Below are 11,920 nucleotides of genomic sequence, written 5' to 3'. Positions count from 1 at the left end.
AAGTACGACGTACCTTGGATGGAGTACAATTTTTTTGGTCCGTCTCAGATTGCAACCTCGCTTCGCGCCATAGCCAAGCACTTTGGGCCCCAGATTGAGGATACGACCGAAAAAGTGATCGCCAAGCATCAACCTTTCATCGATGCTGTGACGGACAAGTACGGTCCGCGTCTCAATGGCAAAAGGGTGATGCTCTATGTCGGCGGCTTGCGCCCGCGTCACGTCATTACTGCCTATGAGGATCTCGGAATGCAGGTCGTCGGCACCGGCTACGAATTCGGTCACGGTGATGATTATCAGCGAACCAGTCACTATACCAAAAAGGGCACCCTGATCTACGACGATCTCAATGGTTACGAACTTGAGAAATTCATCGATGCGATTCGCCCTGACCTCGTTGGCTCGGGTATCAAGGAAAAATACACGGTGCAGAAGATGGGCATACCGTTCCGTCAGATGCATTCCTGGGATTATTCCGGCCCGTATCACGGTTATGATGGTTTTGCGATCTTCGCCCGCGACATGGATCTCGCGATAAACAACCCGATATGGGGCCTTTACGAGGCACCTTGGAAAAAGGCTACGGCACTCGCAGCGGTCGCAGCCGAATAAGACCCCGCCCTGTTGGTAAGAAGTTGCTAAAACGTAAAGTGCTTGAGGATAGGTAGGCCTCCGCGCAACGGTACAGCCGTTGAGAAAGGTGACGCCATGACGCGACCAGCCGAAAAAATCCTGGATCATGCTGCCCTGTTCCGCGAGCCGGAATACAGGAAGATGTTGGCCGAGAAGAAGATAAACTTCGAATCTTCTCACCCGGACCAAGTCGCTTCGGATCAACGTGACTTTACAAAGACGTGGAAATATCGCGAGAAAAATCTGGCTCGCGAAGCGCTCGTCGTTAACCCCGCAAAGGCGTGCCAGCCGCTAGGCGCGGTTTTCGCAGCCGCCGGGTTCGAGCGGACAATGTCTTTTGTGCATGGAAGTCAGGGCTGCGCTGCCTACTATCGATCGCATCTGACGCGGCATTTCAAGGAACCGTCCTCCCTGGTGTCCTCGTCAATGACTGAAGACGCAGCTGTATTCGGCGGCTTGAAAAATATGGTCGACGGCCTTGCCAACGCTTACAAACTCTACGACCCGAAGATGATCGCAGTCTCCACCTCCTGTATGGCGGAGGTGATTGGCGACGATTTACATGGTTTCATCGAGAATGCCAGGAACGAAGGGTCCGTACCAGCGGATTTTGACGTACCGTACGCACACACACCGGCCTTCGTCGGAAGCCATGTCGATGGTTATGACAGTATGGTCAAAGGCATACTGGAGCATTTTTGGGCCGGCAAAGAGCGCAGTAAGAACCCAAGTTGTATCAATATTATCCCAGGTTTCGACGGCTTTTGTGTTGGCAACATACGTGAATTAAAGCGACTGCTCACCTTGATGGACGTGTCCTACGCATTTATTTCGGACGCCTCAGATCAATTCGATACACCATCCGATGGTGAGTTCCGCATATATGACGGAGGCACAAAGCTCGATGATGTGAAGGCAGCACTCAACGCCGGCACGACAGTGTCGTTGCAGCACTACAATACTCGTAAGACCCTTGAATACTGCAAAGAAGTTGGACAGGAGACGGCATCCTTCCACTATCCGCTGGGTATCCAAGGGACTGACGAATTCCTGATGAAAATATCTGGGATATCCGGTAAGACCATTCCCGAAGCCGTCCGGCTGGAGAGAGGCCGGTTGATCGATGCCATGGCAGACAGCCAGTCGTGGCTACACGGAAAGAAGTACGCCATCTATGGCGACCCCGACTTTGTTTATGCCATCGCACGTTTCGTTATGGAGACTGGCGGCGAGCCCACCCACTGCTTGGCCACCAATGGCACGTTTGCGTGGGAAACCGAGATGAAGGAATTACTCGCATCGTCGCCCTTCGGTAAAGATGCGCAGGTTTGGGCCGGCAAGGATCTGTGGGCAATGAGATCCCTTTTGTTCACCGAACCGGTTGATCTACTGATCGGTAATTCCTATGGGAAATATCTTGAGCGCGATGCTGAAACTCCATTGATTCGACTGACGTTTCCAATCTTCGACCGGCACCACCACCACCGGTTTCCTCTCATGGGATATGTTGGAGGTTTGCGTGTTCTAACGGCTATCCTCGACAAGATCTTCGACAAGCTGGATCATGAGACGATGACGCTAGGTGCGACTGACTTTTCTTACGACCTCACCCGATAGGAGGAACGGCCGGTCTGGGGGCCGGCCCTCTGTTCATCGATTTCAAGGTCAACGAATGCTCTCAATCAACTCGACACCTCAAGGTTCCGTCCGCGAGCCGCTGTGCAAGATAATCCGCGGCAATGGTGCCAAAAAGCCATTCAACCTACGAGCCGCCGCGGGCTGCGCGTTTGACGGAGCTAAAGTAGTCTTACAGCCTATTTCGGACGTAGCCCATCTAATACATGCGCCGTTGGCCTGCGAAGGCAATTCTTGGGACAATCGCGGGGCCGCATCGTCAGGTCCTGGGCTTTGGCGGACAAGCTTCACGACGGATTTAACTGAACTCGAAATATTGATGGGGCATAGCGAGCGGAAACTCGTCGATGCCATCTGCGAGATCAAAAAGGACCACGCACCGGCAGCGATCTTTGTCTATGCAACCTGCGTCCCTGCGATGATCGGCGACGACATTGTGGCGATATGCCGTTCCGCAACGGCAGAATTCGCGATTCCGGTGGTGCCGGTCAACGCACCTGGCTTTCTCGGTGCGAAGAAGCTCGGCAATAGGCTTGCTGGCCAAGCCTTGTTTGATCATGTTATTGGCACGGTGGAGCCTGAGGACTGCGGACCTAACGACATCAATATCTTAGGCGAATTCAATATTTCCGGCGAATTCTGGCTCGTGAAGCCGCTCTTGGACACACTCGGAATCCGCGTTCGCGCCTGCATTCCTGGCGACGCCCGCTATTTGCAGGTCGCCTCTGCTCACCGCGCGCGTGCGACTATGGTGGTCTGCTCGTCGGCCCTCGTCAATCTTGCTCAAAAAATGGAGGAGCGCTGGGATATTCCCTTTTTTGAAGGCTCCTTCTATGGCATCTCTGGCACATCGAACGCACTCCGGCGGATCGCTGGCCTGTTAATCAAGAACGGCGCCGACTCCGAACTTCTCGATCGCGCGGAAGCGCTTATCTCGGTAGAAGAAAACAGAGCATGGAAACGGCTGGAAATATTCCGGGCCGGGCTCAAGGGCAAGCGCGTCCTGCTCAACACCGGCGGGGTGAAATCTTGGTCGTTGGTCCATGCGCTGCTGGAGATCGGCATGGAGATCGTGGCGACATCGGTCAAAAAATCTACCGATGACGATAGAGGTCGTATCAAGCAGGTTCTGAAAGAGGAGTGCCATCTGCATGACTCGATTGCCCCGAGCAGGCTCTACTCGACGCTCACAGGAGGCAAAGCGGACATCATGCTGTCGGGCGGTCGTACGCAATTCATCGCTCTTAAGGCAAAGGTGCCGTGGCTCGACATTAACCAGGAGCGGCGTCACGCCTACGCGGGTTATGAGGGAATGGTGCAGCTAGTGCGTCAGACCTACCTGGCAATCCACAACCCCATCTGGACAGAACTACGCGAACCCGCACCATGGGAGCGGCATCGGGATGCAAACATCAGGAAGCATGGCGAGCGCGAACCTTACCGCATTCCCCTTCAGTTCGGGCATTGAGGGCGGTTGAGACCCCAAATGGTTAATATCTTTTCCCAAACAAAAGCTGCGGCAGTCAACTCTCTGAAATCGTCTCAGCCGCTGGGGGCTGCCTTGGCGTTTCTCGGCATCGATGGTGCCATTCCCATGATCCACGGAAGCCAAGGGTGTGCAAGCTTTGGGCTCGTGTTACTTGGAAGACATTTCAGTGAAACGATCCCCCTGCACACTACGGCGATGGACGAAATTGTAACGGTTCTCGGCGGCGCTGATCGTCTTGAGGAAGCAATCCTCACCCTAAAGACACGGGTCAAACCGCGAGTTATCGGGATATGCACCTCTGCCCTGGTCGAGACTCGAGATGACGACATCGCCGGTGAACTCTTAAAAATGAAGGGCGGGCGGGTCGCGGAGCTAAGTGGCACTGAGGTGGTGCTCGCCAGTTCGCCGGATTTCGCGGGGGCAATGGAGGAGGGCTGGTCCACAGCGGTTGCCGCTGTTATCGAGGAGATTACGCTGCCCGGCGAACACCCACGCGACGCCACAAAAATCGCAGTCTTGCCAGGGTCAAACCTAACGGTTGCTGATCTCGAGCATTTGCGCGAGACAATGGAACGTTTCGGGCTAAACCCAATAATCCTGCCTGATCTGTCGAAATCGCTCGGTGGCATCATACCCGAGCAATGGGTTGCGACGACGTACGGCGGCACGAAAGTTGACGAAATTCGCCACCTCGGTTCGGCCATTCGGTGCATCGCCATCGGGGAACAAATGAGGCGACCGGCTGAAGCGTTGAAGCGAATTACAGGCGTCCCTTACGTGCTGTTCGGATCCCTCACGGGCCTAAAGAATGCTGATCGATTCATCAGTCTACTCGCCGAGATTTCGTCAGAAGAAGCACCGCTGAGCATTCGGCGTCGCCGCATGCAATTGCAGGACGCGATGCTCGACGGGCACTTTCACCTAACCGGCAAAAGAATAGCAATTGGTTCCGATCCGGATCGGTTGGTCCAATTTATCGACTTCTTCACCGGGATGGGGGCGGAAGTAGCAGTAGCGGTTTCCACGACTGGGATGTCCAGAGCACTTCAATCAGTTTCGCTCGATACCATCCATACCGGTGATCTTTGGAATCTTGAACACCTTGCTGCTGGGACCGACCTTCTCGTTACTCATTCGCACGGCCGGCAAGCAGCAGATCGGCTTAACATTCCGCTGATGCGCGTCGGCTTTCCCGTCTTCGACCGCTTGGGCAACCAACACAAGCTCACGATCCTCTATCAGGGAACCCGCGACCTGATCTACGAGGCTGCCAATATCATCCAGGCGAGCCAACACCGGCCAAGCCCTGGGAGAACTGATTCGCCCCTCAATATGGAAGTGTAAGATGAGCTCCATTCGTCGTCTCTCGCTTGTCGACAAACGACTTCGGGAAATAGGGGCGGAGCGGCCTGCAGGTACCTTGCGGCTTGCGATCGCCACTCAAGACATGAAAAGGCTGAATGGTCATTTCGGATCCGCCGAACGATTTGCGATCTACGATGTGACGCCAGATTCGCTCAGTTTCATAGGAGCTGTTGTATTCGAAAATCTGTCTGATGAGCTGGCCGTTCAGCGAACACCGCATCACGAGCGCCTGGCCGCAAAAATCGCGGTTCTGGCCTCGTGCCAGCTTTTCTTTTGTATTGGTATTGGCGGACCTTCGGCGGCGAGAGTTATTTCGGCGAATATCCACCCGATCAAGCTGCCGCGGCCTGAAGGAATAGGGGCGTTGCTGGCCCGTGTTCAGAGTAGGTTGAAAGCAGGCCCTCCACCATGGCTCCGTAGGGCCATAGCGCAGACAGGTGCCAGGGGAGAGAAAGCGCGCTTGGACGAAAAAGGCTGACGATGGCGAGCTTTGAAGTTCGAACAGTTACACCTCGTGCCAATGAGGAAACCGCGGTCAAGACGTCCACTGTCTCGTGCGGCTGATGCCAGCAAGGGAATCTCTGAATGAATCCGCAAAAAAGCCTCTCTGCCACGCGGACCACATCGGGTCGAGTTGCAGTCCAGATATGTTCTAGCTTTGCTGCTTGGGACATTGCTCGAAGAGATTACACTGCTTTGGAGAAATCGAAATGAACCGTTCAGGCTTCACCCGCGACGGCTGCAGTTGGATTCCGGAATACCTAAACTTTGTCGATGCTGGGACGTGCATCGGCTGCGGGCGTTGCTTTAAGGTCTGCTCGCGTGAGGTCATGCACCCTTACGGTATTAACGACGCAGGTCAGATACTTGGCGTCTGCCGCGGAGCGGAGGAGGATTTCGACGGAGAACTCACTCGCGTAATTATGGCGGTTGACTATCCCGGTCGCTGTATCGGCTGCGGAGCCTGCGCCCGCGTCTGTCCCAAGAATTGCCAAGTCTATGTGAGGGCTGACCTATTGCCGAGTGAACCTCATAAATAATCCTCTCTGCGGGTATTTCATATTCGTTGCACCGATCACTTCAAAGATCTTCTGTGGAACATCTCTTACGAAGGACGTGCAAAGCGAGGGCGCCCATGCTCTTCGATGTGAGTTCAGACAGAGATGTCGCGACGCCCGCGCCGTGCGCAACCCGACAACGAATGCCATCCGCATAACTGAGGGCAGTGGGGGCCATAATGACACCTGTAAAACGTGCATTTGTGGGACGCTGCATCTAGAAGGTGTGCCCAGAAGACCCGCCGTGACGGAGCTTGGAGAAGCCTATCATGCACATCGTAGTCTGTATCAAGCAGGTGCCGGACTCTAGCCAGATCCGCGTCCACCCGGTGACGAATACAATCATGCGCCAAGGCGTGCCAACCATAATTAACCCGTACGACCTCTTTGCACTTGAGGAGGCGCTCAGGTTGCGCGACCGCTTTGCACTTGAGGAGAAGCGCTGGTTGCGCAACCCCAGTCGTGGAAAGGTAACCGTCGTCACCATGGGGCCGCCGATGGCAGCGCAAGCGCTGCGCAAAGCGCTTACATATGGGGCAGACCGGGCGGTACTTGTAACAGATCGCCGTTTCGCAGGTTCCGATACGCTAGCAACCTCATTTGCTCTTGCCTGCGCTATCGCAAAGATCGGCGAACGCTTCGGTCCTCCCGATATTATCTTCACGGGCAAACAAACGATCGACGGCGATACCGCCCAAGTCGGACCGGGAATTGCCAAGCGCCTGAATATCCAGCAACTGACCTATATCAAAAAGGTCACCCGTATCGATCATTTGCGGCGCTCAGTTGACGTAGAGAGATGTTTGGAGGGCGGGACACAGTTTATCGAGAGTAAGATGCCGTGCCTCGTTACCATGGCCGACGGCCTCAACACCATTCGCCGCGGCTCTATCGAGGACTCCTTGCGTGCCGCACGTTGTTCAATCCTGACGTGGGGTGTAGCAGATCTCGGCGTTAGGGAAGTGGATAAATTCGGCTTGAAAGGATCGCCGACTGTCGTGAAGCGGGTATTTGCTCCTACGCCGAGGGCGCAAAAATCCGTGCAACTCGAGACTGCTAGCAAGACCGTAGGTCATGTCGCTGACGAGCTTGTCGCCTGGATATCCAGCCATCAACCGAAGTTGGCAGATATGCCATTATCCAAATCAGGTGCGTAAGCAGAAAGGGCCAATTGTGGTCACTCAAGATAAGGGGACGCTGTCTCCCGCTGCCAGCCGTGGTGGGATGATGATGAAGTTGCCAACACAGTTCCAGGATCATCGGCATGTCTGGGTTTACATTGAACTGGAGGAAAGCCAGGTCAATCCCGTCTCCATCGAATTACTCGGCGAAGGCCGCAAACTCGCTGACAAACTAGGTGCTCAACTCGCCGGTGTCGTCATGGGTCCGCCGAAAGGCGGAGGCGGTGGCCCTGCCCTCGAAGAGGCCTTTGCCTATGGCGCCGATCTTGTCTACCTGGTTGAGTCCCAATTGCTGACCAATTATAGAAACGAGCCCTATACCAAGGCGCTGACAGACCTCGTCACCATACATAAACCCGAAATTCTACTTCTCGGCGCAACCACGCTTGGCCGCGACCTCGCAGGTTCGGTGGCAACAAGCTTGAAAACGGGCCTCACTGCCGATTGCACTGAACTGAACATCGATTCCGACGGGTCTCTCGCCGCGACGCGCCCAACCTTCGGCGGTTCGCTATTGTGTACGATCTACACGCTCAACTCTCGCCCACAGATGGCAACCGTGCGTCCTCGAGTGATGTCAATGCCTGAGCGACAAACCAAGCCAGTCGGGCGTATTATTCGGCATGAGCTTACGATGGTCGAGGAGGAGATTGCTACCAAAGTCATCGGTTTCCTCGCCGATAATCGATCCGACCGTCCGGATCTCGCCAAAGCTGACGTCGTGGTTGGATGTGGACTGGGGATCGGCGCGGCAATCAACCTGAAGCATGTGGGCGCCCTCGCAAGAACAATCGGTGGGGAGATGGGTTGTACACGTCCATTGGTCCAAAAGGGTTGGGCGTCGTCGTTTAGGCAGATTGGCCAAACGGGTGTGACGATCCGACCGAAACTGTACATAGCCGCCGGAATATCAGGCGCGGTCCAGCACCGTGTCGGCGCCGAGGGCGCCGATTTGATCATCGCGATTAACAATGATCCGCACGCGCCGATCTTTGATTTCGCCCATGTTGGGGTGGTGGCTGATGCACATCGGCTTTTGCCGGCACTGACAAAGGCGTTCTCTAGGCTAATGCCCTTCCGAGAGCGTCAACTTTGTGAACTGAGGGTGAAGGCCTATGAGTAGGGAGCGTTTTGATGCCATCGTCGTAGGAGCCGGCATGTCCGGTAACGCGGCTGCTTACACAATGGCTAGCCGGGGTTTGAAGGTGCTACAGTTGGAGCGAGGAGAGTATCCAGGTTCCAAGAACGTCCAAGGGGCCATATTGTACGCCAACATGCTGGAGGGGATCGTTCCGAATTTTCGCGATGACGCGCCTCTTGAACGACATCTGGTCGAGCAGCGACTGTGGATTATGGACGACACCTCGCACAGTGGGATGCACTATCGGTCACATGACTTCAATGAGCAAAGAGCAAACCGCTACACCATCGTCCGCGTTCAGTTCGACAAGTGGTTCGCGGGCAAAGTGCGTGAGGCCGGCGGAACAATCCTATGTGAGACAACAGCAACGAAACTTGCTCGCGATGGCAGTGGCAACGTCATCGGCGTCCACACTGATAGGGCGGGGCGGCCAATTCTTGCGGATGTCGTGGTTCTCGCTGAAGGCGTGAATGGGGTGCTTGGAACGCGGATGGGTTTGCGCGACGTGCCGAAGTCGCAAAACGTGGCTCTTGCCGTCAAGGAAATGCACTTCTTGCCGGAGCACGTGATCGCGGAGCGCTTCGGGCTGACGGGAGACCAGGGCTGCGTCATCGAAGCACTTGGAACAATCTCGCGGGGCGTGGCCGGCCTAGGCTTCCTTTATACGAATCGAGATTCAGTCTCCCTGGGAATCGGTTGCCTCGTCTCCGGGTTGGCTGAAAGTATGGAAAGTCCCCACACCCTTCTCAACGGCTTCAAGTGCCATCCTTCCATCAAGCCGCTGCTGGCAGGTTCAGAAGTAAAGGAATATGCCGCCCATCTCATTCCGGAGGGAGGATTCAGAGCAATCCCCGAGCTGCATGGTGAAGGCTGGGTTGTTGTAGGCGATGCGGCACAGCTGAACAACGCGGTCCATAGGGAGGGCTCAAACCTGGCCATGACGTCTGGCCAAATCGCGGGGGAGGCAATTTGTACAATAAAGAACCAAGGGAGGCCTATGACTAAGGATAATCTTTCCTTGTATAAGAGTATGTTGGACAAGTCATTTGTTATGAGAGATCTAATCAAGCACAAAGATGTGCCCGCCCTCTTGCATACCAATAGCCAAAGTTTGTTTTCAACCTATCCAAAGCTGATATCGCAGGCAGCGCAGGGCTTTGTTCGAGTTGACGGTTCGACAAAAATTGAAAAAGAAAAGGCAGCGATCGACGCCTTCATCAAGGCGCGGTCCCGTTGGGGCCTTGTAAGCGACGCCGTCCGCATCGCCCGTGCCTGGCGCTGAAGGAGAGTTGAAATGAGCGAAAGCAGCTTCGAGCCCATCGAGGAAAAGCTCTATCGGAACCGCTATCTCGTCGATGCCGGCCGGCCGCACATAAGAGTGCGCAGGCACCTCTCTCCAAGCGCTAGTCTGCGTGCCTTGACTAAGATCTGTCCAGCGAACTGCTACAGTTTTGACGACGCAGGGCAGGTTAAAGTTGTTACAGACGGCTGCTTGGAATGCGGCACATGCAGAGTGTTATGCGAAGCCAGCGGTGAGATCGACTGGAATTACCCCAGGGGAGGGTTTGGGATCCTTTTCAAGTTCGGATGAGGTCTAGCGAAAAATTCGACCTTTCTAAACCGTAATTTGCAGTACCTGTGGATGCGATTATAATTCACCGGAGACGTGAGCAAAGCAATCCACGTTTAAGCGCAACCGAATTCCGGGCGCACAAAATCGCAATTACCTTTATTTCACGGAGCAGGACTTGACCGAATCCCCGGGAAAGAACGAGTTCGGCCGGGATAAGCGGCTGATCGGAATCTATCGAATTTCTAACGAGTTGGTGGCATCCACTCGTTTGGAGGTTAGACTTGACAGTGTGCTGGATATTATGTGTTCCGTTCTCCCGTGTCGGGAGAGCGCTATACAGATCCCCGCCACCAACGGAGAGGTAGGAATATCCGCAAGTTCGAAGGCTGGTCGCGGTATACCATCCATAACTTCACGGTTTGTGGCTCCGCCAACGGTTAAAAGGATTATTGATACCGGTCGGCCGTCAGTCGTGGAGGCTAAGGAAAAGGCGAGGCTATTCAAAACCTCGCTCCTACAATCCCCCGACAGCGCCACCACCTTTATCGGCGTCCCAGTTAAAATCGAGAACAAGGTCATTGCAGCGCTGTGGGTTGATCTGGTCAACGACGGGCTAATAAGCTATAATTACCAAGAGGAATTGGCGTTCCTAACAGCAGTCGCCAATGTGGTGGGGACACTCCACCGGCTCCGATCCGGGGTCAGCAGCATCGAGCGGACAACTGCTGAGAATCAGAAAGCGGGGGGAGAGAGAGTATATGCCTCTCCCACGCATCAGAAACTTGACTGGATCGTTGGAGAAAGCGTGGCGCTAAGGGAGGTCCTTGAGACCGTCAGAAAAATTGCGCCTACCAATTCGGCGGTGTTGCTGAGGGGTGAGAGCGGTACCGGCAAAGAGGTATTCGCAAAAGCGATCCACGCGCTGTCGCCGCGTCACAAGAAACCGTTCGTGGCAGTGAATTGCGCCGCCTTGTCGACTGGTCTTCTAGAGTCGGAGCTATTCGGACACGAAAAAGGTGCCTTCACCGGAGCTGTGTCCGAGCGGGCAGGCCGTTTCGAATTAGCCGACGGCGGGACCTTGCTGCTAGATGAGATTGGTGAAACAGGGCTCGATTTTCAGTCAAAACTATTGCGGGTATTGCAGGAAGGTGAATTCGAGAGGATGGGCGGAGTAAAGACGCGAAAGGTCAACGTTCGCCTGATATGCGCCACCAACAAAAACCTTGAGACAGCTGTGATGAACGGCGACTTCAGATCCGACCTCTATTACCGGATTAATGTGGTATCTATTGCCCTGCCGCCGCTTCGGGACCGCTCCGGCGATATCACCAGCCTGGCGAATCATTTTCTTGAGAAGTTCAACAAGGAGAACGATAACAACCGAAAATTTAATCCGGATGCACTCGATCTGTTGTCGAAATGCGCCTTCCCGGGCAACGTGCGAGAACTGGAAAACTGCGTTCGACGTACGGCGACCCTTGCAATGGAAAACAAGATCATGCCATCGGATTTCGCTTGTGCAAAGGATCAATGTTTTTCCAGCCGACTTTGGAAAGGTGTGGCCCCTCCGAGCCACTTTGATATCACCGATCCTCCTCATGGCAGATTGATGTCCACTTCTGACCGAGCCGCATTTAAATCACCGCTAGAAAAAAATCGTATCGTTGAATCTGAGCTGCTGATGACAGCATTGAAAACGGCAGGTGGCAATCAGGCGAAGGCGGCTCGGATACTCGGTAAAACAGCCAGGCAGATATCTTATGCCGTCCGCCAGCACGGTGTAAAGTTGAATGAATTGTGACGGAATTGCCTGAAGGGTGTCGGCGCCCGTTTAGTCTCCCAAGC

The 11,920-nt window shown here is 54.6% G+C and carries 11 protein-coding genes; all 11 read left to right on the top strand.

From position 1 onward, the window contains the following. On the top strand, window positions 1-612 hold a 612-nt coding region (locus ACZ9IU_RS31370), incomplete at its 5' end, for a nitrogenase component 1 (protein WP_498957863.1). A 96-nt stretch (window positions 613-708) separates the two neighbouring features. Continuing rightward, window positions 709-2,250: a nitrogenase molybdenum-iron protein subunit beta gene (gene nifK / locus ACZ9IU_RS31365; protein WP_040125987.1), complete on the top strand. Its 1,542-nt coding sequence runs from the start codon at window positions 709-711 to the stop codon at window positions 2,248-2,250. A gap of 55 nt (window positions 2,251-2,305) precedes the next feature. Next, a complete protein-coding gene (gene nifE / locus ACZ9IU_RS31360; protein WP_080719414.1) occupies window positions 2,306-3,736 on the top strand; it encodes a nitrogenase iron-molybdenum cofactor biosynthesis protein NifE in 1,431 nt (476 codons plus the stop codon). Between the two features lie 18 nt (window positions 3,737-3,754). Continuing rightward, the gene (gene nifN, locus ACZ9IU_RS31355) at window positions 3,755-5,101 is read left to right on the top strand and encodes a nitrogenase iron-molybdenum cofactor biosynthesis protein NifN (protein WP_040125988.1); all 1,347 of its coding nucleotides are present in this window, start codon (window positions 3,755-3,757) and stop codon (window positions 5,099-5,101) included. Between the two features lies 1 nt (window position 5,102). After that, window positions 5,103-5,600, top strand: a complete 498-nt coding sequence (nifX, locus tag ACZ9IU_RS31350; RefSeq protein WP_040125989.1) for a nitrogen fixation protein NifX — start codon at window positions 5,103-5,105, stop codon at window positions 5,598-5,600. Window positions 5,601-5,832: 232 nt separating this feature from the next. Further along, entirely contained in the window at window positions 5,833-6,162 is a 330-nt protein-coding gene (fdxB, locus tag ACZ9IU_RS31345) for a ferredoxin III, nif-specific (protein WP_080719415.1), read from the top strand. A 287-nt stretch (window positions 6,163-6,449) separates the two neighbouring features. Continuing rightward, entirely contained in the window at window positions 6,450-7,337 is an 888-nt protein-coding gene (locus ACZ9IU_RS31340) for an electron transfer flavoprotein subunit beta/FixA family protein (protein ID WP_040125990.1), read from the top strand. A gap of 67 nt (window positions 7,338-7,404) precedes the next feature. Beyond that, window positions 7,405-8,484: an electron transfer flavoprotein subunit alpha/FixB family protein gene (locus ACZ9IU_RS31335; RefSeq protein ID WP_046636076.1), complete on the top strand. Its 1,080-nt coding sequence runs from the start codon at window positions 7,405-7,407 to the stop codon at window positions 8,482-8,484. Beyond that, complete coding sequence (locus ACZ9IU_RS31330) at window positions 8,477-9,784, top strand: NAD(P)-binding protein (protein ID WP_040125991.1); 1,308 nt, start codon at window positions 8,477-8,479, stop codon at window positions 9,782-9,784. The genes ACZ9IU_RS31335 and ACZ9IU_RS31330 overlap by 8 nt, the downstream gene beginning before the upstream one ends. A gap of 12 nt (window positions 9,785-9,796) precedes the next feature. Then, window positions 9,797-10,093 carry a ferredoxin family protein gene (locus ACZ9IU_RS31325; protein WP_040125992.1) on the top strand — a complete coding sequence of 99 codons (297 nt, stop codon included), beginning with the start codon at window positions 9,797-9,799 and terminating at the stop codon, window positions 10,091-10,093. A gap of 157 nt (window positions 10,094-10,250) precedes the next feature. Next, window positions 10,251-11,876, top strand: a complete 1,626-nt coding sequence (gene nifA / locus ACZ9IU_RS31320; protein ID WP_040125993.1) for a nif-specific transcriptional activator NifA — start codon at window positions 10,251-10,253, stop codon at window positions 11,874-11,876. Window positions 11,877-11,920: the final 44 nt, after the last annotated feature.

It is taken from the genome of Mesorhizobium sp. USDA 4132 (genome assembly GCF_056279545.1).
The sequence above is the reverse complement of the archived record's forward strand: the minus strand, read 5'-3'. Positions and strand labels throughout refer to the sequence as shown.